The organism is Micromonospora sp. NRRL B-16802, from assembly GCF_001279555.1.
In the GTDB taxonomy this organism is placed as follows: Bacteria; Actinomycetota; Actinomycetes; order Mycobacteriales; family Micromonosporaceae; genus Micromonospora; species Micromonospora profundi.
Window position 1 is genome coordinate 145920 of the sequence record NZ_LGEB01000001.1, and the last position, 23282, is coordinate 169201.

Annotated in this window: 25 protein-coding genes; 13 read left to right on the forward strand and 12 right to left on the reverse strand. The window is 71.4% G+C overall.

Annotation, left to right across the window (positions count from 1 at the left end; translation table 11 throughout):
• Both ADK66_RS00710 and ADK66_RS00715 read right to left on the reverse strand, forming a co-directional pair.
• Positions 1-348, reverse strand: coding sequence for a metallopeptidase family protein (locus ADK66_RS00710; protein ID WP_197281399.1), 348 nt, complete (start codon positions 346-348; stop codon positions 1-3).
• A 168-nt stretch (positions 349-516) separates the two neighbouring features.
• Complete coding sequence (locus ADK66_RS00715) at positions 517-948, reverse strand: OsmC family protein (protein ID WP_053651575.1); 432 nt, start codon at positions 946-948, stop codon at positions 517-519.
• Between the two features lie 172 nt (positions 949-1120).
• Here ADK66_RS00715 and ADK66_RS00720 point away from each other — a divergent pair, with 172 nt between their 5' ends.
• From ADK66_RS00720 to ADK66_RS00730, 3 genes are all read left to right on the forward strand, one after another.
• Complete coding sequence (locus ADK66_RS00720; protein WP_053651577.1) at positions 1121-1867, forward strand: hypothetical protein; 747 nt, start codon at positions 1121-1123, stop codon at positions 1865-1867.
• 212 nt (positions 1868-2079) lie between these two features.
• On the forward strand, positions 2080-2901 hold the full coding sequence (locus ADK66_RS00725) for an HAD family hydrolase (protein WP_053651580.1): 822 nt from the start codon (positions 2080-2082) through the stop codon (positions 2899-2901).
• The gene (locus tag ADK66_RS00730; protein ID WP_053651581.1) at positions 2901-3713 is read left to right on the forward strand and encodes an HAD family hydrolase; all 813 of its coding nucleotides are present in this window, start codon (positions 2901-2903) and stop codon (positions 3711-3713) included. Before ADK66_RS00725 ends, ADK66_RS00730 begins: the two co-directional genes overlap by 1 nt.
• A gap of 7 nt (positions 3714-3720) precedes the next feature.
• Here the strand turns inward: ADK66_RS00730 and ADK66_RS00735 are convergent, their stop codons facing one another.
• Positions 3721-4323, reverse strand: a complete 603-nt coding sequence (locus tag ADK66_RS00735; RefSeq protein ID WP_053651583.1) for a bacterial proteasome activator family protein — start codon at positions 4321-4323, stop codon at positions 3721-3723.
• Positions 4324-4415: 92 nt separating this feature from the next.
• Between ADK66_RS00735 and ADK66_RS00740 the strand changes: the two genes are divergently transcribed.
• Positions 4416-5213: a S9 family peptidase gene (locus ADK66_RS00740; RefSeq protein WP_053651585.1), complete on the forward strand. Its 798-nt coding sequence runs from the start codon at positions 4416-4418 to the stop codon at positions 5211-5213.
• A gap of 79 nt (positions 5214-5292) precedes the next feature.
• Complete coding sequence (locus tag ADK66_RS00745) at positions 5293-6480, forward strand: ABC transporter substrate-binding protein (protein WP_053651587.1); 1188 nt, start codon at positions 5293-5295, stop codon at positions 6478-6480.
• Positions 6481-6555: 75 nt separating this feature from the next.
• On the opposite strand, the gene ddaH is transcribed toward ADK66_RS00745, so the two are convergent.
• On the reverse strand, positions 6556-7389 hold the full coding sequence (gene ddaH, locus ADK66_RS00750; RefSeq protein ID WP_334550341.1) for a dimethylargininase: 834 nt from the start codon (positions 7387-7389) through the stop codon (positions 6556-6558).
• A gap of 59 nt (positions 7390-7448) precedes the next feature.
• On the opposite strand from ddaH, the gene ADK66_RS00755 reads away from it, so the two are divergent.
• Together ADK66_RS00755 and ADK66_RS00760 are read left to right on the forward strand one after the other, a co-directional pair.
• Complete coding sequence (locus tag ADK66_RS00755) at positions 7449-7907, forward strand: Lrp/AsnC family transcriptional regulator (protein WP_053651590.1); 459 nt, start codon at positions 7449-7451, stop codon at positions 7905-7907.
• Between the two features lie 79 nt (positions 7908-7986).
• Positions 7987-8943 carry a zinc-binding dehydrogenase gene (locus tag ADK66_RS00760; protein ID WP_053651592.1) on the forward strand — a complete coding sequence of 319 codons (957 nt, stop codon included), beginning with the start codon at positions 7987-7989 and terminating at the stop codon, positions 8941-8943.
• Between the two features lie 5 nt (positions 8944-8948).
• On the opposite strand, the gene ADK66_RS00765 is transcribed toward ADK66_RS00760, so the two are convergent.
• From ADK66_RS00765 to ADK66_RS00775, 3 genes are all read right to left on the reverse strand, one after another.
• Positions 8949-10055, reverse strand: a complete 1107-nt coding sequence (locus ADK66_RS00765; RefSeq protein ID WP_053651594.1) for a hypothetical protein — start codon at positions 10053-10055, stop codon at positions 8949-8951.
• An 81-nt stretch (positions 10056-10136) separates the two neighbouring features.
• Entirely contained in the window at positions 10137-10430 is a 294-nt protein-coding gene (locus tag ADK66_RS00770) for a DUF6457 domain-containing protein (RefSeq protein WP_053652316.1), read from the reverse strand.
• Complete coding sequence (locus ADK66_RS00775; protein ID WP_082377099.1) at positions 10427-11089, reverse strand: molybdenum cofactor guanylyltransferase; 663 nt, start codon at positions 11087-11089, stop codon at positions 10427-10429. Before ADK66_RS00775 ends, ADK66_RS00770 begins: the two co-directional genes overlap by 4 nt.
• A gap of 155 nt (positions 11090-11244) precedes the next feature.
• Between ADK66_RS00775 and fdhD the strand changes: the two genes are divergently transcribed.
• On the forward strand, positions 11245-12099 hold the full coding sequence (fdhD, locus tag ADK66_RS00780; protein ID WP_053651596.1) for a formate dehydrogenase accessory sulfurtransferase FdhD: 855 nt from the start codon (positions 11245-11247) through the stop codon (positions 12097-12099).
• Here the strand turns inward: fdhD and ADK66_RS00785 are convergent.
• From ADK66_RS00785 to ADK66_RS00805, 5 genes are all read right to left on the reverse strand, one after another.
• A complete protein-coding gene (locus tag ADK66_RS00785; RefSeq protein ID WP_053652318.1) occupies positions 12089-12802 on the reverse strand; it encodes a GAP family protein in 714 nt (237 codons plus the stop codon). The two genes, fdhD and ADK66_RS00785, sit on opposite strands and share 11 nt — an antisense overlap.
• Before the next feature lie 83 nt (positions 12803-12885).
• Positions 12886-13467: a TetR/AcrR family transcriptional regulator gene (locus tag ADK66_RS00790; RefSeq protein ID WP_053651598.1), complete on the reverse strand. Its 582-nt coding sequence runs from the start codon at positions 13465-13467 to the stop codon at positions 12886-12888.
• Positions 13464-14261: an ABC transporter permease gene (locus tag ADK66_RS00795; protein WP_053651600.1), complete on the reverse strand. Its 798-nt coding sequence runs from the start codon at positions 14259-14261 to the stop codon at positions 13464-13466. The genes ADK66_RS00790 and ADK66_RS00795 overlap by 4 nt, the downstream gene beginning before the upstream one ends.
• An 11-nt stretch (positions 14262-14272) precedes the next feature.
• Positions 14273-15226 (reverse strand): ABC transporter ATP-binding protein, encoded by a 954-nt coding sequence (locus ADK66_RS00800; RefSeq protein WP_231639856.1) that lies wholly within the window; start codon positions 15224-15226, stop codon positions 14273-14275.
• Positions 15227-15316: 90 nt separating this feature from the next.
• Positions 15317-16363, reverse strand: coding sequence for a DUF4192 domain-containing protein (locus ADK66_RS00805; protein WP_053651601.1), 1047 nt, complete (start codon positions 16361-16363; stop codon positions 15317-15319).
• Positions 16364-16525: 162 nt separating this feature from the next.
• Between ADK66_RS00805 and ADK66_RS00810 the strand changes: the two genes are divergently transcribed.
• The 5 genes from ADK66_RS00810 (at position 16526) to ADK66_RS00830 (ending at position 23225) form a co-directional block, all read left to right on the forward strand.
• Complete coding sequence (locus ADK66_RS00810) at positions 16526-17440, forward strand: fructosamine kinase family protein (protein ID WP_053652320.1); 915 nt, start codon at positions 16526-16528, stop codon at positions 17438-17440.
• Complete coding sequence (gene moaA, locus ADK66_RS00815) at positions 17437-18450, forward strand: GTP 3',8-cyclase MoaA (RefSeq protein ID WP_053651603.1); 1014 nt, start codon at positions 17437-17439, stop codon at positions 18448-18450. Before ADK66_RS00810 ends, moaA begins: the two co-directional genes overlap by 4 nt.
• 3 nt (positions 18451-18453) lie before the next feature.
• Positions 18454-18708: a MoaD/ThiS family protein gene (locus ADK66_RS00820; RefSeq protein WP_053651605.1), complete on the forward strand. Its 255-nt coding sequence runs from the start codon at positions 18454-18456 to the stop codon at positions 18706-18708.
• A gap of 13 nt (positions 18709-18721) precedes the next feature.
• Positions 18722-19966, forward strand: coding sequence for a metallophosphoesterase (locus ADK66_RS00825; RefSeq protein WP_053651607.1), 1245 nt, complete (start codon positions 18722-18724; stop codon positions 19964-19966).
• Positions 19967-20027: 61 nt separating this feature from the next.
• Complete coding sequence (locus ADK66_RS00830; RefSeq protein WP_053652321.1) at positions 20028-23225, forward strand: UvrD-helicase domain-containing protein; 3198 nt, start codon at positions 20028-20030, stop codon at positions 23223-23225.
• Positions 23226-23282: the final 57 nt, after the last annotated feature.

The window sequence follows — 23282 nt, forward strand, 5'->3', positions numbered from 1 at the left end:
TCAGCCCCAGCCCAGCGCGTGCAGTCGTGCGTCGTCGATGCCGAAGTGGTGGGCGATCTCGTGGACCACCGTGACGGCCACCTCGTCGACGACGTCCTCGTCGCTGTCGCAGATCCGCAGGATCGGGCGGCGGTAGATGAAGATCCGGTCCGGCAGCACGCCGGCGTAGTCCCAGCCCCGGTCGGTGAGCGCGTGCCCTTCGTAGAGGCCGAGCAGGTCGGGCTCGGTGGGCGGCGGGTCGTCCTCGACCAGGATCACGACGTTGTTCATGAGGCCGAGCAGTTCCCCGGGCACCTCGTCGAGGGCGTCACCGACCAACTCTTCGAAACGCTCGCGGGTCATCTCCACCGGCACGCCACCATTGTGCCCGACGTCCGGCCGATCGGCCCGGTCACGCCGCAGGACCTGATCGAGGGCCGGCGGAGAAGGCGCGATGCCCGCGCGCTCGCGGAGGGAGCGGCCGCCCGGTCGGGCGGAGGCTCCCTCCGTGAACGTACGGGGTAGGGGTCCGTCGCCTCAGGAGGCCAGGCGAGCGGTGAGGGTGATCTCGGCACCCGGCGAGAGCAGGCGGGAGATCGGGCAGTTCGCCTTGGCGGCCTCGGCGAGCTTCTGGAACTCCGCCTCGTCGATCCCGGGCACCTGGCCGACGGTCTCCAGGTCGATCCGGGTCACGGTCATCCCGGCGTCGGTCTTGTCCAGGTGGACCTTGGCGGTGGTCTCGACGGAGGTGGGCGTCGAGCCGGCGTCGGCGAGGCCCTTCGAGAACGCCATCGAGAAGCAGCCAGCGTGCGCCGCGGCGATCAACTCCTCGGGGTTGGTGCCCTCGCCCTCCTCGAAGCGTGACTTGAAGGAGTAGTTGCCGGACAGGCCGCCCTTACCGGTGCGGACCGTGCCGGAACCCTCGGTGAGATTGCCCTGCCATTGTGCGGAAGCGGTACGGATTGGCATGAGGAGAACGCTAGCGGAAAGGTGACCTCCGAGCGACCGACCGGCACCGACGCCCGCCCTGCGATCCCTGTCACCTGATCGCGGTTCGGCGTGGGCGACTTCGCCAACGCGACCAGCCACTCGCTCTGTGCCATGATTCGACGCAGGCCCGTGACCGGCGGAAGGATGGCCGATGTCCGATGAGCTGCCGATCCCCCGCCAGGGCGACCCGTCCGACGGACCGAGCGTGATCGAGTGGGGTGGCGACGACGAGCCCAACGAGCGTCGACGCTTCGGCTTGTCGCTCACCGGCTTCACCCGCGATCCCCGGCTGCCCCTGTTGCTCGCCGGGCTCGGCGCGGTCGCCGGGGTCGCTTCGCTGATCGGCGAGTGGCTGGTGATGACCCTGCCCAACAGCGGGCCGGTCGGGACCAGCACCATCGACGTTCCGGCCGGTGTGTCCGACATTGGCGGTTTCGGGGTCGGCTACCTGGTGGGTCTTCTCGGCCTGGTCTGCACCGTCGCGTTGGCGCTGCGGGGCACCACGGCAGTCCGGCAGAATGCCCGGCTGATGGGGCTCGCCCTCGCCGGAGCCCTGCTGGCGCTGCTGATCGCCGCGACGGCGACGCTGAACGACAGCGGTCAGCGGACCTACTTCTACGCACCGCAGGACGGTTTCCGGGTCGAGTACGGCCGCGGTCTGGTGATGGCGTTCGTCGCCTGCGTGCTGCTCGGGGCGGCCCTGCGGCTGGCCCCGAGCGCTCCCGAGCAGGTGCAGGCGGGGCCGACTGCCGACGACCACCCCGACGACGGGGCACCGGAGCGCGGTTGGCGCCGCCGCCGGGACCGGACCTCGACCCCGGAGGACGGCCTGCCCGCGCCGGCCGACCTGACCGTCACGTCGGCGGCACCGTTCACGCATCCCCAACCTCCGGCCTGAGTTGCGCGCCCCTGGCCCCGACGGGTCAGTGAGCGCACCCGCCTGACCTGCCGTTTCGGCGACACCGACGGTAGGCCGCCCGTTGGTTACCGATTCGCCTGGAAGCCGTGGTTGCGACCGCTCACGCGAGGTACGGTTGCTGCCCGCCGTCACGCCGGGTTCGATCCGGGACCGCACGGCAGGCTGCGACGGCGGCGGGCGAAGGAGGAACCATGACCCGCCCGGGACTGCCCAAGTTGATCGCCACCGACCTCGACGGAACGCTGGTACGCAGCGACGAGACCGTCTCCGCGTACACCCATGGGGTGCTGGACAGGGTGCGGGCCGCCGGGATTCCGGTAGTGGCCGCCACCGGACGCGGCCCCCGATTGACCGAACTGACCCGCAACGACATCCGGGCCGCCGACTTCCTGGTGATGGCCGGTGGCGGTCGGGTCGTCGACCAGAGCGACCCGACCGGCCCGGTGGTGCTCCGCGACGAGCGGCTGGCCGGCGAGGTGCTCGCCCAGTTGCTCGCCGACCTGGAGGCGGCGGCCGGCCCGCTGACCGTCATGGTCGAGGCGTCCGATGAGCACGACGCCCCGCTGTGGGGTGACTACCACGCGAGCTGGCCCTACCAGGACCGGTTCGAGGCGCGCAGCCGTGCGGAGTGCCTCTCCGGTGACGTGATCAAGGCGTTCGCGCGCACCGCCGACCACCACGTGGATGAGCTGCTGGCGGTGGCCCGCCAGGTCATCCCGCCGCACATCGCCACGCTCACCCAGGCCGGGCTCGGCTTCATCGAGATCTGCCCGCCCGGCGTGGACAAGGCGTCCGGGCTGACGGCTGTCGCACAGACCCTCGGTGTCGACCCGGGTGACGTGCTGGTCTTCGGTGACATGCCCAACGACCTGCCGATGTTCGAGTGGGCCGGCTGGTCCCGGGTGGCCGTTGCCAACGCGCACCCGACGGTGCGCGCCATAGCCGACGAGGTGACCCTGCGCAACGACGACGACGGGGTGGCCGTCTACCTGGACCGACTACTGTCCCGGTGATGGGAGAGACCCCTCGACTCGTCGCCACCGACATTGACGGCACGCTGATCCGCGACGACCACACGGTCAGCGCCCGCACCGCCGGCGTGCTCGCCCGGCTCGTCGCGCAGGGCACGCCGGTCGTTCTGGTCACCGGCCGTCCGGTCCGCTGGCTCAAAATGGTGTACGAGCAGCTGGCCGAGCCGCTGCCGGCGGTGTGCGCAAACGGCGCCGTGGTCTACGACCCGGTACGCGACGAGGTGCTGCGGGCCGACCCGCTCGCTCCGCAGCACCTCGCCGAGGTGGCCGAACGGCTACGCGCCGAGGTGCCCGGCATCAGCTTCGCCGTGGAGATCCTGGACAGCCGGGAGATGCGTCACGAGACGCACTACCCGCTGCGCTGGGATGCCGACGTCGACGTCATCCGGCCGATCGCGACGCCGGAAGAGCTGCTCTCCCTGCCGGCGGTGAAGCTGCTTGCCCGGGCCGGCGAGCAGGACCCGGACGCGTTCGCCGCGCTGATCGCCACGGCGGTGGCGGGGCTCGCCGAGGCGACGCACTCGTCGTCGTCCGGGCTGGTGGAGATCTCCGCGGCCGGAGTGACAAAGGCGGCAGGGCTCGACTGGTACTGCGACCGGCTCGGCATTGCCGCGGCGGACGTCGTTGCCTTCGGTGACATGCCCAACGACGTACCCATGTTGACCTGGGCCGGGCGCGGCGTGGCGGTGGCAAACGCGCACCGCGCCGTCCTGGCGGTCGCCGACGAGGTGACGTCGGCGAACTCCGAGGACGGCGTGGCGGCGTACCTGGAGAAGATCTTCGGGGTGGGCTGAGCGCCGATCAGAGGTACTGGCCGGTGCTGTGCCCCTCGCCGCCGGCCGGCTGACCGATGCCTGGCATCCCGGGCACCATCCCGCCGGCTCCGCCAGGGCCGCTGGGCAGCGCCTGCCGGCCGCCGCGCATCTGCTCCAGCTGCACCCGAGCGGCCATCTGCTGGGCGACAAGGGCCGCCTGGATGCCGTGGAACAGGCCCTCCAGCCAGCCGACGAGCTGGGCGTGCGCGATCCGCAGCTCGCCCTCGCTCGGTGCCTTGTCCTCCGTGAAGGGCAGCGAGATCCGCTCCAGCTCGTCGCGCAGCTCGGGGGCAAGGCCCTCCTTGAGCTCGACGATCGAGCGCTCGTGGATCTCGCGCATGCGGTGCCTGCTGGCGTCGTCAAGGGGAGCCGCCTTGACCTCCTCCAGCAACTGCTTGATCATGCTGCCGATCCGCATCACCTTGGCCGGCTGTTCGACCAGGCGGGTCGGGTCCTCACCCTGCCCCTCCTCGGTCTGCACCGTGCCGATCGGCCGCCCGTCCGCGCCGACCACCACCACAGTGCCGGAGTGGCCGGAGTCGTCGGAGCCGGGCTCATCGTTCTGTCCAGCGGAGTGCGCTTCGGTCATGGGTCCATCTTTACCCAGCCCGCGCGAGCCATGCCGCCCGGGACCAACTCCCGGGGCCACGCCACCCGGGCATGACGCGCTACCGTCGCGCCATGCCTGCCGACCCACGCGACGTGCTGACCCGGCCCGCGCCCGCGCCGGACCGGACGGTGGCCTACGGCGATCACCCGGACCAGGTGGCCGACCTGCGCTTTCCGGCTGGGGATGGCCCGGCCCGGCCGCTGGTCGTCGTGGTGCACGGCGGCTTCTGGCGGGCCGAGTACGACAGGGGGCACACCGGTCCGCTCGCCGCCGCGCTCGCCGCCGACGGATATCCGGTCGCCCAACTGGAGTACCGGCGCACCGGTCAGCCGGGCGGCGGTTGGCCGGGGACGCTGTCCGACGCGCTGACCGGGATCGCGGCGCTGCCGGAGTTGGCCGCCGAGGCGCTGCCCGGCCGGGTGGACGCTGGCGCCCCGATCGTGGTCGGTCATTCCGCCGGTGGTCACCTGGCGCTGTACGCGGCAGCGACCGCGCCGTCGACGGTGCGCGCGGTGCTCGCGCTGGCCCCGGTGGCCGACCTGGTCGAGGCGTATCGGTGGGATCTGGATTCGGGTGCGGTGACCGCGCTGCTGGGCGGCGGTCCGGCGGAGGTTCCGGACCGGTACGCGGCGACTGACCCGCGATTGCTGGTGCCCACGCGAACACGCACAGTAGTGATACATGGGTCTGTGGATCTTCAGGTTCCGGTGGCGATGAGCCGGGACTTTGTCACAGCGGCACGTGCCGCAGGGTCCGATATTTCCCTTATTGAGCTGCCCGGATGCGAGCATTTCGGGCTGATCGACCCGGAGTCTGCGGCTTGGTCCCGGGTCCTCGATGCATTGCGCTCACTGCACGATGATCATTAACCATTGACGCAGCGTCGTTGAGCAGGTAGAACGCCGGAGGGGCGTGTTCTGCCCTGAAACGCTCCTTGGAAGGAACTCGGTGTCGCAGATGAATCGCAGGCGGGCGCTCCAACTGTTGGCCGCGCTCGGTACCACCGGATTCGCCGCCGGGTGCGGCTCCGACACCGACAGCCAGCCGACCACCAACCGAAGCCCGATCAAGATCGGTCTGATCGTACCCAAGTCCGGCGGCGTCAAGTCCATCGGCGACGACATCACCAACGGCTTCCAGCTCTTCCTCGACCTGCACGACCAACGTCTGGGCGGGCACCCGGTGGAGTTGCTGATCGCCGACGAAGGTGAGACCGCCAAAAGCGGCAAGGCCGCCGTCGACCAACTTCTCAAGCAGAACGTGCTGGCGCTCACCGGGGTGGTCAGCTCGTCGGTGATGGTCGGCATCCGCGACACAGTGGAGGAGGCCCGCGTCCCGCTCATCGGCTCGAACGCCTCGCCGAGCAGCCTCCAGAGCGTCGTCTACATCTGGCGCACGTCGTACGTGCTTGACGAGGCCGGCCGGGCCCTGGGCCGCTACCTGCGCGACCAACTGCCGGCGAACGGCCGGTTGGCGATCATCGTCCCGGAGAACGTGGGCAGCCCCGACGTGGTGCGCGGCTTCCGGCAGGAGTTCGGCGCCACCGACGGGCGCATCGCCGACCCGGTGACAAACACCAACCCCACCACCAGCCCCAACAAGACCACCTACGTGGCGGACATCGAGAAGGCGTTGGCCAAGAAGCCGACGGCGGTCTTCTGCTTCTTCTCGGGCTCGGCCGCCGTGGAGTTCATCAAGCAACTGCGCGACCAGTTCTCCGGGCCCGTCTACGCGCCAGGCTTCCTCACCGAGGGCAACGTGCTGGAGAGCCTAGGCCAGGACGCCCTGGGCATCCAGACCGCCCTGAACTACTCGGCCGACCTCAACAACACGTCGAACCGGGTCTTCGCCTCGGCCTACCGGAAGAAGCACCAGCTCACGCCCACCACCTACGCCATGGCGTCGTACGACGCGGCGCAGGTGCTCGACCAGGCCATCCAGCTGAACGGCGGGTCACCGTCACCTCAGCAGGTCAACCTGGCCCTGGGTCGTATCGGTCAGATCGACAGCCCGCGCGGGATCTGGCAGTTCAACCAGCCACGCACCCCCCAGCAGAAGTGGTACCTGCGGGAGGTGCAGCGCGACGGTCAAGCCACCTCGAACGTGCTGATCAACGAGCTGGCCACCCTGGGCTGAACGCCCGTCGGAGCACGATCAGGGGCCGGCCTCCCGCACGGGAGGCCGGCCCCTGCCGTACGCGGCGGTGAACGGTCAGTGCCGCAGTTCGGCGATGCAGCACTTCACGCTGCCGCCGCCCTTCTTCAACTCGGCCAACTCGACCGGGACCGGTGTGTAGCCGGCGGCCTTGAGCTTGCCGGCCAGCCGGGTGGCTTCGCTGTTGAGGACGACATTCGCGCCGTCGCTCACCAGGTTCAGCCCGAAGGCCAGCGCATCCTCGCCGTCAGCGACCACCGCGTCCGGGAAGAGCTGGGTGAGGACCCGCTGGCTGGCCGCCGAGAACGCGCCGGGGAAGTACACGACGTTCGAGTCGTCGATGGCGGCGAGCGCCACGTCCAGGTGATAAAAGCGAGGGTCGATCAACCGCAGCGACACCACAGGGCGGCCCAGCGCCTCCTGCGCCTCCGCGTGCGCCGCGATCTCGGTCCGGAAGCCGTGCCCGGCCAGGATGAGCCCGCCATGCGCCTCCGGCACGTACGCGAAGTCACCCTCGCCCTCGTTGGTCTCGCTCGGCGCGATGAACCGGCAGCCCTGCGACTCGTAGAAGGCGTGGTGGGCGGCGGCCTCGGCGGCCCGCTGCTCGTGCTTGAACCGCGCGCCGTAGACGCTGCCGTCCACCATGAAGGCGCCGTTGGCGGCGTACACCATGTCGGGCAGGCCCGGTTCGGCCGTCAGCACGTGCACCTCGTGACCGAGGCCGATGAGCGTCTCGCGCAGCCGGTCCCACTGCTTGACGGCCAGGTCCCGGTCGACAGGGGCGGTCACGTCCATCCACGGATTGATCGCGTACTCGACCGCGAAATGCTCCGGCGAGCACATGAGATATGTCCGCTTTCGCGGGAATCGCTGCTGGTCCACAGTCACCAAGAGTAGGTACCGTAGAACTTTGGTAACAGCCACAACCATTGCTTCCCAGAGGCGGAACGTTGCAGATAGACGCCGTAGACCAGCGGATCATTGCGTTGCTCGTTGCCGACGCTCGTGCGTCGTACGCCGACATCGGCACCCGGGTGTCACTCTCCGCCCCAGCGGTCAAGCGTCGGGTGGACCGGCTGCGCGCGACCGGCGTGATCAGAGGGTTCACCGCCGTCGTGGACCCGGCTGCCGTCGGCTGGACCACCGAGGCTTTCGTCGAGCTGTTCTGCGCCGGCCGGACCACCCCCGCGCAGATCGGCGTCGCCGCACGCCGACACCCGGAGGTGGTCGGCGCCTACACCGTCTCCGGCGAGGCGGACGCGCTCGTGCACCTGCGCGCCGCCGACATCGCCCACCTGGAGGCGGCTCTGGAACGGCTCCGCGCCGAGTCGTTCGTGACGTCCACCCGCAGCACCATCGTGCTGTCCCGACTCGCCGAGTCCCCCGGCGTTGGCCCGTCCACCCGCTGACATTGACCTCAACCCGCGTTGAAGTGCTGGACTGCCCCTTCGAGTGGGCGGCGACGCGCGGAACGATCGAGGGGATCTCATGCGGGCAATCTGGTTACGTGAGTTCGGCGGCCCCGACGTGCTGGTGCCCGGCCCGGCACCCGACCCGACGCCCGGCCCCGGTCAGGTGCTGATCGACGTCGCGCACGCGAACATCACCTTCATCGAGACGCAGCTACGCTCCGGTCGACCCGGGCCGTTCCAGGTCACCCCACCGCTCATCCCCGGCAACGGCGTCGGCGGGGTGATCGCCGCAGTCGGGCCGGACGTCGACCCGGCGCTGACCGGGCGCCGGGTCGTCAGCGCCACCGGCGGCTCCGGCGGGTACGCGGAACGGGCGGTGGTGGACGCGGCAGCGCCCTTCGAGGTGCCGGCCGGGCTGGCGCTGGACGACGCGGTTGCCCTGCTGGCCGACGGACGGACCGCCACCCTGCTGGTCGAGGCTGCCGGCGTCCGCCCCGGCGACCGGGTGCTTGTGGAGGCGGCGGCGGGCGGTGTTGGCAGCCTGCTCGTGCAGCTCGCGGCCAGCGCCGGCGCACAGGTGATCGGTGTGGCCGGTGGCGCACGCAAGGTCGACCTGTTGCCCGGCCTCGGTGCCGACCTGGCGGTTGACTACCGCCTGCCAGGCTGGGCCGACCAGGTCCGGCACTCCGTGGGTGGAGTCGACGTGGTGTTCGACGGCGTCGGCGGGCCGACCGCCCGGACGGCGTTCGAGCTGCTGGACCCGGGTGGCCGGATGGTCAGTTTCGGGTTGGCCAGCGGCGAGTGGTCGCCGGTGTCGGTGGAGGACGCCGCAGCCTGGCAGATCACGCTGGTCCGATACGACGCGCCGCCCGCACGGATGCGGGCGTACACCGATCAGGCGCTGGCGGGCGCGGCGGCCGGCCAGCTGCGGCCGCTCATCGGCCAGCGCTTTCCCCTGGAACGCGCCGCTGACGCGCACGCCGCCATCGAGGCGCGCGCGACAGTCGGCAAGACCCTGCTGGACGTGGCCTGACCCGCTCAGAGGTACATGCCGGTGCGGTGCTCGGAGTCCTCGCGTCGCACCGGCTTGTCGCCCTCGCTGAAGAACCGCTTGCCGCCGAACTCGCCGTGCAACCGGTCGTCCAACTCGTCGGCGAGACCTGTCATCACCTGCACCGCCAGCATCAGGTGGGTGGCCTGGAAGTTGCGGCCGAACACCGGGATGGACGCCCAGACCGTGTCATCGGCGCAGTAGAGACGACCGATCGGCATCCGGTTGGTCAGCTCGGACAGCTTCACGTAGAGCCGCTCGGTGGGCTCGACCTCGGTGAGCACCGGGGAGAAGACGTCCACCAGCGGCGGGTTGTCGCGCACCCGCACGAAGACCATCGCCGAACCGGCACGGATGTTGATGTCGCCGTCCGAGTCGATCTGCAACCGGTCGGGCTCGGACTTCAGCATCGTGGACACCACTGTGCGTACGCGCTCGGCCAGGTCGAGCACGTCGTCCCGCTCCACCTGCGCGGCGGCCGCCTCGGCCAACGCCTCTTCCAGGTCGCCCTCGACGTCCGCGTCCGGGCCGAACTCGCTGCGCGCGGTGCCCAGCGGCCCCACTGTCAACGGCTCGCCCTCGGCGTCGTGCACCAAGTAGACGAGGAAGGCCGGGTGCGGAGCGCCGTAGACGTCGCGCAGCGTCCGGGACAGCAGCGGGGCGATCCGGGCCGCCTCCGCCGTCGTGCCGTCCAGCCCGAACGAGCCGCCGGACCCGGGCACCACCCCGGGTGGCGACCAGCCCAGCGCCACCATGTCGGCCACGGCGGCGCGGTCCAACCGGTAGCCCTGCGGCAGTGCCGCGTTGCCGACCGCCCGAGCCGAGAGCCCGCCACCGCCAGCCACATCGACGCTGATCGAGTAGACGGCGTCACCCGTGCCGGAGGCCGTGGGGTCCAGAGTCAACTCCAGGTGCGCGCCGACGGGGAGTTCCCGCAGCCGCAGGGCGAGCATCCGGGCGAACTCCTGCCACGCCTCGGTCACCTTGGCCCGCAGGTCGGTGGTGCTGGGTTCGTCGAGCAGAATCGACTCCCCGTGCTCGGTCGTACCGCTGGGCAGCTCACCGTCCGGCGCCGAGGGGTGGTCAGCCGTCATGATCGCCTCCGTCCGTTCCGAACACCCTACCCACGCCCTCCGGAGGCCGAATCCACCCGGACCGGCATCGGACAACGGCGGTCAGGAGACTGTGGGATCGGCCGGGGCGGTGGGATCGATGGGGTCGGCCGGGTCGCCGCCCAGCGCGACCGGCCAGTTGGCCGCTAGCGCACTGAGCCGGGCCGCGGCGTCCGCCGGGTCGGCGCCCCGACCAACCGCCAACCCCAGCAGGTACGCGGTGACGGGCGCGCCCGGTCGAAGCACCTGGTGGGCGACGTCGCGGGCAAGATCCAGAACCGCCGGAACCGGCACCTGGGTAGGGTCCAGATCCACCTCGGCGCACGCCGCCGTGACCCAGTCGTCGAGCACCGTCATCGCACCCACTCCTTCGCCCGGCGGACGTCATCGTCAGTGTCGCAGTCGAACCAGGGCGGCGGGCCGTCGACGGACCATGGCACCTCCCGCACGACAAGGCCGGCCAGCAGAGCCCGGACGGACGCACCGGCCAGGTCGCCGTCCCGCTCGACAGTCAGCCGCGCCAGCGCGGCCCGCAACGCGGCGACCCGCCACACCCCGCACAGCGACTGCCGCCGGCCGGACATGTCGACGAAGCACACCCCGTCCGGCCGTTGCTCGCCGCCGGCTGCGCTCATGCGGTCCGGCGGAGTGCCCTCGCCAGGCGGAGCGGTTCCGTTGCCGTCGAGGTGGTCCAACAACGCGCCGAGCGCGGCCCTCGTGAGCAACGGCAGGTCCGCGGCGAGCAGCGCGACCACTGCCGTGCCGGGATCGAGCAACGCCAGCCCTGCCGCCGTCGCGGCGACCGGCCCCCCGCCGGGCGGATCCTCCCTGGTGACCCGCACTCCGGCCGGAACCACATCGGCCGGGCCGACGAGCACCAGCGGCGCGGCATCGGCGACAGCCGCCAGCACCCGGTCGCGCATCGACCGGCCACCGACCGGGAGCGCGGTCTTGTCCACCCCGCCCATCCGGCGGGCAGCCCCACCGGCGAGCACCACAGCGGCGTACGTCCCCACCCGGTCACGGTAGCCGGATCGACGCCGAACGGCGGTGCCTGCCGGGTGGCCCGATCCCGGGGGCCGTCGTGTCGGAGCCCTGGCGGCCGGTCACTGCGGGTGCCCGATGCCCGGCACTCGTGCGGGCGTACCGGCGCGGGGTGCAGGATGGCGGGATGGGACGGGCAACTGACCGACGGGGCGTACTCCGGATCGACCTGGGCGCGGCGGCCGACGGCCGCCGTTCCGTGCGCCGGCCGGACAACCTGGCGGTGGAGGAACCGCTGGAGATCCGGGTGGGCGCTGCCGGCCCCGGGCGGCGCAAACCCCTCGCCGTCACGATGCGCACGCCCGGCGACGACCTGGACCTGGCCATCGGGTTCCTGTTGACCGAAGGGCTGATCCGGTCGACCGACGACGTGCTTACCGCCCAGCTCTGCGCAGGCGCGGAGACGCCGAACACGTACAACGTGGTGGACGTGGTGCTCGCCCCCGGCGTGCCGGAACCGACCACCGACCCGTCCCGGAACTTCTACACGACCAGTTCCTGCGGGGTCTGCGGCAAGGCCAGCATCGACGCGGTCCGTACCCGGTCACTGTTCCCGGTCGAGGCGGACCCGCTCACCGTTGCGGCAGCCGTCCTCGCCGAGTTGCCCGACCGTCTGCGCGCTGCCCAGCGGGGCTTCGACCGGACCGGCGGGCTGCACGCGGCCGGGCTCTTCACCCCTGCGGGTGACCTGGTGGTGCTCCGGGAGGACGTGGGCAGGCACAACGCGGTGGACAAGGTGATCGGCTGGGCGGTGCGGGAACGCCGGCTGCCGCTGGCCGGGCACCTCCTGCTTGTCTCCGGCCGGGCCAGCTTCGAACTGACCCAGAAGGCGTGGATGGCGGGCCTGCCGCTGCTGGCCGCCGTCTCCGCCCCGAGCACCCTCGCCGCCGAGCTGGCCGAGGAGGCGGGGATGACGCTTGTCGGTTTCCTGCGCGGAAACACGATGAACGTCTACGCCCGCCCCGAGCGGGTCACAGTCTGATCACCAGCTCGTCGAGCAGCCCCAGCCGGATCACGGCGTCGCGGGCCAGCAGGAAACCGGCGATGCCGAGGATCCAGCCGAGCATGCCGCCGGAGTGCCGCACGATCCACGCGTTGAGCCGGACCAGCACCGGCTCGACGAGCCTCGGCCACGCCAGCCTTGCCGCGAGCAGCAGGACCGCCGGCAGCACCATGACCAGGCAGTATCCGGCGAGCAATCCCACCATCTGCGCCGCGCCGACCCCGGAGGTGGTCAGCAGACCTATCGCTCCGAGGTACGGCAGCATCGTCGCCACCTCCGCCAGCGCGGCGAGCAGCGCCAACCCCACCAGCCAGCGCGTCGAGGAGTCACCGGCCGTCGCACGGTCCCGCCACCGCAGCACACCGCCACCGCGCGGGCGTCGCTTGCCGTCGTAGCGGAAGCTGAGCGCGAACAGCCCCACCCCGAGGACGAGCTGTGCCCAGAGCACCGGCCGGTTGTCGAGCGCCCCGCCGAGGACGTCGGCCAGTCGGCTGCCGCCCACTGCGAGCAACAGCCCGACCGCGAAGTAGAACAGGGTGATCGTGCCCAGGTAGACGAGAATCCGCCGGGCGTTGACCGTTCCGGGCGCGAGCAGCAACCAGACGGGGATGAAGAGGGTGCCGATGCTGGTGCTGTCGACCAGGGCCAGACCGGCGAGCGTCAGCAGCAGTGCGACGCTCACGTGGGGCATTCGCTTCGGAGAGGCACCTGATCATTCTGCGGCGACGCACCGCCGGACAACTCGACCCATGGAACGAACGTCGGCTACATCCTTCGACGGACAGCTCCCGGTGCCCGAGCACCGTCGAGGAAGAGCGCGACGAGCTGAGCGCTGCCGTCGGGTTCCTTCGTGAGGTCGGTCGCGCGTACGAGGTGGAGGAACGCGTTCATGAGGAACCAGGGATCACCTGCGACGTCTCCGGCCTCGACTGCTCCGCGAAAGAGCTCGGCGACCGGGTTGAGAACGCCGTCGACGTACCGCTGCGACACGTCGGTGCGTGTCTCCTCGGAGACGAGGTCGAGCGCGTCGTAGACACGCTGCTCGAAGGAGATGGCCCGGGGGGAGTGCTCCGCCGACACCACTGCGAGCGCCCGCAGCTTCTCCTCAAGCGTCCCTTCGGTTGCCAGCGCCGCCGCGAGGCGGGTACGGAGATCCTCGACGAACCTCAGCGCGACGGCCGCGTAGAGCTCCTCCTTGCCACCGGGAAAGTGGTGGTAGATGGACGGCTTCTGGATGCCCACCGTCCGCGCAACTCCGACCAGGGACACGCCCTGATAGCCCACGGCTGCCAACTGCTCGCCGAAGGCGTCCAGGATCTGCGACCGGGTGTCTGCTGTGGCGGTCATCGGTTCCTCCGAGCGTGGTTGACGGCCAGGACGCAGGCGGCGACTCCAGCGACGACAAGCGCGCTGAGTGCGGCGAGAGCGATTGGCGCGGCCGAGAGTGTGGCACCGCTTTCGAGCTGGCGGGCGGTGTCGACGACGTGGGTGAGCGGGTTGACGGTCGCGATCACGCGCATCCAACCGGCGAGTTCGTCCACCGGAGCGAACACCCCTGTGAAGAACGACAGCCCGAACACCGCGAGAGTGACAAGGTTGGTGCTCGTCGCCGAGCCCGACCGGATCGCGACGGCGACGCTTAGCAGGGCGATGCCCAGGCCGAGCACGAGCATCAGGACGATCACGGCCGCCGCTCCCGCCCAGCTCTGCGGCCGGTAGCCGATGAGCACCGCCCCGACGATCGTGGTGAACATTCCGATGATGACGGCGACGAGAGCCGCGATGACGGCGCCCATGAGGAACGGTGTTGCGGTGCCATGCGCCAACCGGAGTCGATCGAGATAACCACTGCTGACATCCCGCAGGACGAGCGTTCCCGCGGTGCCGGCGGCGGTTGCCACTCCGGTGAGCAGGATCAGCGGCAGCAGGAACGAGATGAAGCTGCCTCCCGCGAGATAGCCGCTGCCCACGGTGCTGAGCTGCCCGGAGTAGATGAGCAGGAAGAACAGCGACTGTGCGATGGGGGCGACCAGGAGGGCCGGAGAACGCAGGACGACGCGTGTGGAGCGCCTGGTCGCGGCGACAGCGATCGGAAGCGCGGTCCTGCGCGTGGGAACGAGAGAGACGTCGAGAAGACTCACGTGTGGCGTCCTTAGCGGAGGTGCTCGGGCCCGCGTCCGCGGGCGGCGAGGGCGACGAAGACGTCGTCGAGCGAGGGTTCGGTCAGGCGGAACTCTTCGATTCCACGGGCGAATTGGCCGATGTCGTCGAGTGCGGTCTTCAGCGCCTCCGGGTCGCTGGAGAGCGCGAGCCGCACCGTTCGGGGTTCGTCGGTCTCGGCGCGGAACGGCGCACGCGAGGAGGTCAGGAACGTCTGCGTGGTGAGTTCGTCGGTCAGCCCGAGGGTCAGGGTGCGTTCCCCGACCCACCGTTTCAACGACTCCGGGGAGCCCTGTGCGGTGACCGCCCCGTCGCGGAGGACCACGACGTCGGTGGCGAGGACATCGGCCTCGTGGAGATCCTGGGTGGAGATCAGGAGGGTCCGGTCGTTCTGGTTGAGTCGCCTCAGCTCGTTCCAGAACTCCAGGCGGCTGAGGGGATCGAGGCCAGTGGTCGGCTCGTCGAGGATCACGATCGGCGGTTCGGAGACCAGGGCCACGGCAAGGTCGACCTTCCGACGCGTTCCGCCGGACAGCTTCGAGATCTGTGTCCTGTGCTGGTCCTGGAGGCCGAAGAGTTCGAGAAGGTTCCGGGTACGGCGTGCGGCGACCCTGCGGTCGAGCCCGAGGGCAACGCCCTGGAAGGTGAGAACCTCGGTCGGGGTGGCGAGTGGGTCCAGTGCGTTGGCCTGCGGCGTCAGCCCGATGAGTCGACGGGCTTCGCGGGCGTGCGTGACGGTGTCGTGGCCTTCGACGGTGACGGTGCCGGACGTCGGGGTGCGCAGCGTGGCGATGATCTCCAGGAGGGTGGATTTTCCCGCCCCGTTGTGCCCGAGGACCACAGTACGACTGCCACGTTCGACCGTCAGCGAGAGCCGATCCAGTGCGTTCCGGGTGCCGTAGGACTTCGTCAGGTCGCTGACGGAGATCGTAGAGGTGGCGGTCACGAAACCCAGCCTACCTATCGGTAGGTAGGCTGGCCGGGCCGGAGTGACGCAGCAGACACCGCGCCCCTGGTGGCCACGCATCGGAGCCGATCAGCTGCGGCCACGCCGGCGCCTCCTGCGGGGGCGGACCACGCCCGGCATTCCGACCGAGGGCCAGCCGTCCAGCTCGGACGGGGGCACGCCCCGCCGCAGCAGGTCGTCCAGGAGGAGGGCGAGCGAATAGTCCGGGTGCAGGCCGAGCGTGCGCTCCAGCGCCACCGCCGCCAGCGCACCCTGCCCAGCTCGCCAGGCGGCGAACGCCAGCAACGCACCGGGCGCGGCTGTGAACTCCGGCTCGGCCCGGCGCAGCACGTCGGTCCAGAGGGCGATGTCCCGGTCACGGCCGTCGGTGCGTTCCCAGGCGTGGTCGCGGACCGGCAGGTGAGTCAGCAGCAGGCACAGCCAGGCGACCTCGTCGTCGTCGAGCAACTCGTCGCAACGCTGGCGGCGCTGCGCCTCCCGGATCGCAGCCGCGCCTGCGGAACGCACAGCCCGACTGCCGAGCAGGTCACTGGCGGAGGCGTGCTCGATCAGGTCGGCCAGCCGCCGATCGGCCCGGACGGTGGCGGCGCGCAGCGCGTCCCGGGCGGGGCCCTGCACCGGCGCGACCTGCGCCACGAGGGCGGCCCGGTCAGGCAACGCAACCTGGCCGGCGAAGACGGCCGACGCGGTGACGGGATTGGCCGCCGGGTCGTAGGGCCGACCCTCGGGTGGGCAGCAGTCGGCCTCGGTGCAGAGGTAGGACCACCATCGACCGTCGGTCACCCGCAGCGCGTCGAGCACGTCCAGGCCGGCTCCGGTCAGGGCGATGCGGACGGCGTCCACGCTCGGGGTGACCCGGTCGGGCGGCCCGTAACCTACGACGGTGGCGGCCTCCGCGCCCTGCCGGTGGATCACTCCGGCGAGGTGCCGGGCCTGGTCGACCGGATCGGTGGACGGGTCGGGCAGGTCGGCGCGGGCGGCGAAGATGATCTGCCGGCCGAGCAGCGCCACAGCGACCACACTGTCGGCGGGATGGAAGCCGAGCAGGTACGGCACGGCGGCGAGCAGGTCGGCAGGTGAGCGGACGGCGAGCTGCGGGCGTTCGGTCGAGGTCATGTCGGCAGCCTGCGGGGCGGCCCTCCGGCTGCGCCGCCCCTGTGGATGACACGCGGCTTATCCACAGCTACGCAGCGTATTCGGCCTGGTAATCGCCGATCACGCATGCCTCGATGTGGTCGCGTGCACCCGGGTGTCACGGGCAGCGGCTACCGTGCGCTGATGGACCTGGCGTACCTGCGCGCGCACCCGGCACACCTGCCGACGTTCCTGACCCATCAGCGGATCCGGGAGACGCCGGTCGCCGGTGGGGACATCTGCGCCGCAGCTCGGCTCACCCTCGACGACGGCCACTCGATCTTCACCAAGTCCTGGCCGGAGCGGGCCGACCAGCCGGCGCCGGAGGGCTTCTTCGCCAGCGAGGCCGCCGGGCTGCGCTGGCTGCGGGAGGCCGACGCTGTGGGCGTACCCGAGGTGATCGTGGCGCTGCCCGACCTGTTGGCGCTCGACTGGCTGGAGCCCGGCGAGCCGACGCCCACGGCGGCCGAGCGGTTCGGTCGGGAGCTGGCCGGCCTGCACCGGGCCGGTCCGCCGGCCTTCGGCGCGACCTGGCCCGGCTTCATCGGGGCGCTCCCGCAGGACAACACCGTCGACGACAGGCAGTGGTCGACGTGGTTCGCCGAGCGTCGACTCGTTCCCTACCTGCGTCGATCGGTCGACGGTGGCGCGTTGGAGGGTGCCGACGCGGCGGTGGTCGAGCAGGTCATCGGCAGGATCGGCGAGTTCGGCGGGGACGAGCCGCCCGCCCGCATCCACGGTGACCTGTGGCCGGGCAACGTGCTGTGGGGTGCCGACGGGCGGGTCTGGCTTGTCGACCCGGCGGCGCACGGCGGGCACCGGGAGACAGATCTCGCCCAGTTGGCGCTCTTCGGCGGCATCCCCCACCTGGATCGGGTCCTGGCGGCCTACCGGGAGACCTGGCCGCTGCCGGACGGATGGCGTGCCCGGGTGCCTCTGCATCAGCTGCATCTGCTGCTCGTGCACACAGCGCTCTTCGGTGCCAGCTACCGGGATGCGGTCGTCCAGACCGCCGGTGCCGCTCTGAGCGGGCTCGAGCGCGCTACGGTCGACAGGTGAGCGTCGCCCCGCCGACCGACGGCGTCCTCGTCGACCGGTACGGCCGCGTCGCGCGGGATCTTCGCGTGTCCCTCACCGACAAGTGCAACCTGCGGTGCACCTACTGCATGCCGGCCGAAGGGCTGCCCTGGCTCGCGGGTCCGCAACTGCTGACCGACGACGAGATCGTCCGGCTGGTCCGGGTGGCCGTCGAGCGGCTCGGCGTGACAGAGGTGCGGTTCACCGGCGGTGAGCCACTGATCCGGCCCGGGCTGGTCGGCATCGTGGCCTCGGTCGCCGCGCTCATGCCCCGCCCTCGCATCTCGCTCACCACGAACGGCATCGGCCTGGACCGGCTGGCCCCCGCGCTGGCCAATGCCGGTCTGGATCGGGTGAACGTCTCGCTGGACACCCTGGACACGGCCCGGTTCACACAGCTGACCCGCCGTCCCCGCCTGGACGCGGTGCTCGCCGGCCTCGCCGGAGCGGCTGCCGCCGGGCTCAACCCGGTGAAGATCAATTCTGTGTTGATGCGTGGCGTCAACGAGGACGAGGCACCGGCGCTGCTCCGCTTCGCCGTTGACCACGGCTACCAGCTGCGGATCATCGAGCAGATGCCGCTCGACGCGCAGCACGGCTGGGACCGCACCACGATGGTGACCGCCGAGGAGATCCTGGCCTCCCTGCGTACCCGGTTCGATCTGAGCCCCGACCCGGCCGAGCGCGGCGCGGCCCCGGCGGAGACCTGGTTGGTCGACGGTGGCCCGGCCCGGGTCGGCGTGATCGCCAGCGTCACCCGCCCCTTCTGCGGCGACTGTGACCGCACCCGGCTGACCGCCGACGGCCAGGTCCGCGCCTGCCTGTTCGCCACGGAGGAATCCGACCTGCGGGCGGCCCTGCGCGGTGGCGCGACCGACGACGAGTTGGCCCAGCGGTGGCGCACCGCGATGTGGGGCAAGCGCGCCGGGCACGGCATCGACGACCCGACCTTCCTCCAGCCGACCCGGCCGATGTCCGCGATCGGAGGCTGAGGCATGACCCAGGACCAGCTGACCGTCCGCTACTTCGCGGGCGCGCGTGCCGCGGCCGGGCGCTCCGAGGAGACGGCGCCCGCCGGCCGGTCGCTCGACGACCTCGCCGCCGACCTGGCCCAGCGGCACGGTGATCGACTTGGCGGCGTGCTGCGGGTCGCCAGTTTCCTCGTGGACGGCGTCACCTGTCATGATCGGCAGGCACCCCTGCCCGGCGGGGCCACGATCGATGTCCTGCCCCCGTTCGCGGGCGGCTGAGGGAGGCGCACGGATGTTGGCGGTACTCGGGTTCGTGACCGTGCTGGCTTTGGTCACCGGCCTCATCCACCTCTACCTGTGGAAGCGGCTGATCCGCGACACCACAGCGCCGGGCCGCCGGCGACGGGTCGGCGGGATCGCCGCCCTGGTGCTGGCGCTGCTCGTGCCGGCCACCATGGCCGGCACGCAGGCCGGTCTCTACTGGCTCGCCTGGCCGGGCTACCTCTGGCTCGCGCTGATGTTCTACCTGCTCGTCGTCCTCGTCGTGCTGGAAGTGCCGATGCTCGTGGCCCGGCTGGTGCTCCGCCGCCGCGTGACCGCCGCCGAGCCGACCACCGCGGCACCCGAGCCGGTGCTCGTCGGCGCCGCCGGGCCCACCGAGCCTCCGGCCGCCGCCGCCGTGCGGACACCGGACCACGACCCGGCCCGCCGGCTGCTGCTGGCCCGCGGGGCGGCCATCTTCGCCGGCCTCACCGCCACCGGCATCACGGGGTACGGCATCCGCACGGCCCTCGGCCCACCACAACTCGACAGGGTGCAGATCCCGCTCGCGAAGCTCCCGCGCAGCATGGACGGCCTCCGCATCGCCACCGTCTCCGACATCCACATCGGCCCGCTGCGTGGTCGTGCGCACACCGAGCGGATCGTCGCCGCGATCAACCGTCTCGACGCCGATCTGGTGGCCGTCGTCGGTGACCTGGTCGACGGTTCCGTCGCCGAGTTGGGCTCGGCCGCCGCGCCACTGCGTGACCTGCGTTCGAGATACGGCAGCTTCTTCGTCACCGGCAACCACGAGTACTACTCGGGGGTGGAGGAGTGGGTCCAGGAGGTGGACCGGCTCGGCCTGCGGGTGCTGCAGAACAAGCGGCAGGAGATCCAGGCCCGGGGTGGCGTGCTCGACCTGGCCGGTGTGAACGACCTGTCCGGCACGGGCACCGGCCTCGCCGCTGGCCCGGACTTCGCCGCCGCCCTCGGTGATCGCGATCCGAGCCGCCCGGTGGTGCTGCTCGCGCATCAGCCCGTGGCGGCGAAGGAAGCGGCCCGGTACGGCGTCGACCTGCAACTCTCCGGGCACACCCACGGCGGGCAGATGGTGCCGTTCAACCTCGCCGTCCGCCTGGAACAGCCGGTGGTCAGTGGCCTCGGTGAGGTCGACGGCACCAAGGTCTACGTGACGAACGGCGCCGGTTTCTGGGGTCCGCCGGTGAGGGTCGGCGCCGAACCGCAGATCACCCTCGTGGAGTTGCGCTCGTCATAGCGGACGTCACGTCCGCGCGTGGCGGTAGGCGGTGGGCATGGCGCACGTGACAGGATGCGGCGTGCCCCCGTTCAGCGCCGTACCCCCCGGTGGCTTCCCGCCTTTCGTCGCGGACCTGCACATCCACTCGAAATATTCGCGCGCGTGCAGCCGCGATCTCACGCTGCCGAACCTGGCGTGGTGGGCCCGGCGCAAGGGCATCGCCCTGCTCGGCACCGGTGATTTCACCCATCCCGCCTGGTACGACCACCTGCGGGAGACGCTGCGCCCGGCCGAGCCGGGGCTCTACCGCCTGGACCCGGAGGCGGAACGCGACATCGCCCGTCGGCTGCCGCCGCGCCTCGCCGGCACGACCGACGCGGACGCGGTGCGGTTCATGCTGAGCGTGGAGATCTCCACCATCTACAAGCGGGACGACCGCACCCGCAAGGTGCACCACCTGATCTATCTGCCGGACCTGGATGCGGTGGCCCGGTTCAACACAGCGCTGGGGCGGATCGGCAACCTCGGCTCGGACGGCCGGCCGATCCTCGGTCTGGACTCCCGGGACCTGCTGGAGATCACCCTGGAGGCGAGCCCGGATGGCTACCTCGTCCCGGCGCACATCTGGACGCCGTGGTTCTCGGCGCTGGGCTCGAAGTCCGGCTTCGACGCGATCGCCGACTGCTACGCCGACCTGGCCGAGCACATCTTCGCCGTGGAGACCGGGCTCTCCTCCGACCCGGCGATGAACTGGCGAGTCGGCAGTCTGGACGGCTATCAACTGGTCTCCAACTCCGACGCACACTCCCCACCGGCGCTGGGCCGCGAGGCCACTGTGCTGGCGGCCGAACGGGACTACTTCGCCATCCGGGAGGCGCTGCGGACCGGCGACGGTCTCGCCGGCACCATCGAGTTCTTCCCCGAGGAGGGCAAGTACCACGCGGACGGGCACCGGCTGTGCGGGGTGAACTGGTCCCCGGAGCGCACCCGGGCTGCCGACGGGCGCTGCCCCGAGTGCGGCAAGCCGCTCACAGTGGGCGTCCTCAGCCGCATCGAGGAGTTGGCCGACCGCCCGGACGGGCACCGACCGGCACACGCCCGCGACGTCACCCACCTGGTGCCGCTCGCCGAGATCCTCGGTGAGATCAACAAGGTGGGCGCGCGTTCGAAGAAGGTGGAGGGGCGGCTCAACGAGTTGCTCGCCGTGCTCGGCCCCGAGCTGGAGATCCTCACCACGACACCGTTGCCGGACATCGCCCAGGCCGGGGGCGAGTTGCTCGCGGAGGGCATCGGTCGACTGCGGCGCGGCGACGTACGCCGGGTGCCCGGCTACGACGGCGAGTACGGCGTCATCACCCTCTTCGATCCGGCGGAGCTGGGAGCCGGTGCCGGTACGGCACAGGAGACGCTGTTCGACGTACCTGTGCCGGCGCAGCGGCGGCCCACCGAGCCGGCGGCCCGCTCCACGGCCAAGCGCCCGGCGGCGGCGAAGGCGGAGCCGAAGCGGAAGGCTCCGGCGCCGCCTCCTGCTCCGCCGATCGCGTCGCCGCCGTCGCCGCACGAGCCGTTCGAACCGATGCTCGCGGGGATGGAGGAGGTCGGCACCGGTCTGCTGGACCGGCTGGACGCGATGCAGCGGGTTGCGGCGTCCGCGCCCGGCGGCCCGCTGCTCATCGTGGCCGGTCCGGGCACCGGGAAGACCCGGACGCTCACCCACCGGATCGCGTACCTCTGTGCGGAGCTGAACGTCTTTCCCGAGCACTGCCTGGCCATCACCTTCACCAGGCGGGCGGCCGAGGAGCTGCGGCACCGTCTCGACAGCCTGCTCGGCCCGGTCGCCGAGGACGTCACGGTGGGTACGTTCCACGCGCTGGGGCTGACGATCCTGCGGGAGAACGCCGAGGCTGCGGGCCTGCCGGCCGACTTCCGGATCGCCGACGACGGCGAGCGCGCGGCGGCCCGGTCGGAGGCCGGCGACGACCTCACCAGCTATGTGGCGCTGCTGCGCAAGCAGGATCTGGTCGACCTGGACGAGCTGGTGAGCCTGCCGGTGGAGTTGCTGCGGGCCGACCGGAAGCTTGTCGAGCGGTACCGGGACCGCTGGCGGTGGATCTTCGTCGACGAGTACCAGGACGTCGACGCGGTGCAGTACGAGCTGCTTCGGCTACTCAGCCCCGCCGACGGCAACCTCTGCGCGATCGGCGACCCGGACCAGGCCATCTACTCGTTCCGGGGTGCCGACGTCGGCTACTTCCTGCGCTTCTCGCAGGACTTCACGGATGCCCGGCTGGTCCGGCTCAACCGCAACTACCGCTCGTCGGCACCGATCCTGGCCGCCGCCGTGCAGGCCATCGCGCCGTCTTCGCTGGTGCGTGGCCGGCGACTGGACCCGGCCCGGCTCGACCCGGAGGCGCCGCTCGTCGGCCGCTACCCGGCGGCGTCGGTCGCCGAGGAGGCCGACTTCGTGGTCCGTACCGTCGACGAACTGGTCGGCGGGCTGTCCCACCGCTCGCTGGACTCGGGCCGGATCGACGGCCGGGCCACCACCCTGTCGTTCTCCGACATCGCCGTGCTGTACCGCACCGACGCGCAAGCCGCCCCGATCGTGGACGCACTGGCCCGGGCCAACATCCCGGTGCAGAAGCGCTCGCACGACCGGCTGCGGGACCGACCCGGGGTGGCAGCCATCGCCCGCGAGTTGCGGCACGCCGACGGGTTGGCCGGTTCGCTGGCCGCCCGGGTGCGCCTGGCCGGCCAGGTCGTCGCGGAACGGTTCGCGGTGCCCACCCTCGACGGCGCCGCCAGCACGGTACGCCCCGAGGACGTCCGCTCGGCCGTGGACCTGCTGACCCCACTTGCCCGACGTTGCGGCGACGACCTGGAGATGTTCCTGTCGCAGTTGGCCACCGGCGCCGAGGTGGACGCCCTCGACCCGCGCGCCGAGGCGGTCACGCTGCTGACCCTGCACGCCGCCAAGGGTCTGGAGTTCCCTGTGGTGTTCCTGGTCGGTGCCGAGGATGGGCTACTGCCGCTGCGCTGGCCCGGCTCGACATCCGACGAGGACGCGGTCGCCGAGGAACGTCGGCTCTTCTTCGTCGGCCTGACCCGCGCCCAGGACCGCCTGTACGTCAGCCATGCCGCCCGCCGCACCCGGCACGGTGTGGAGCGCGACTGCTCGCCGTCACCGTTCCTCGGTGCCATCGACCCGGGCCTGTTCGAGCGGTTCGGCGAGACCGAGCCGCGCCGCCCGAAGGACCGCCAGCTCCGCCTGATCTGACGGTCCGGTGCGGGCGGCGCGGGCCGCTCGGCCAGGGGTCGGGCGGTGGGCCGCCGG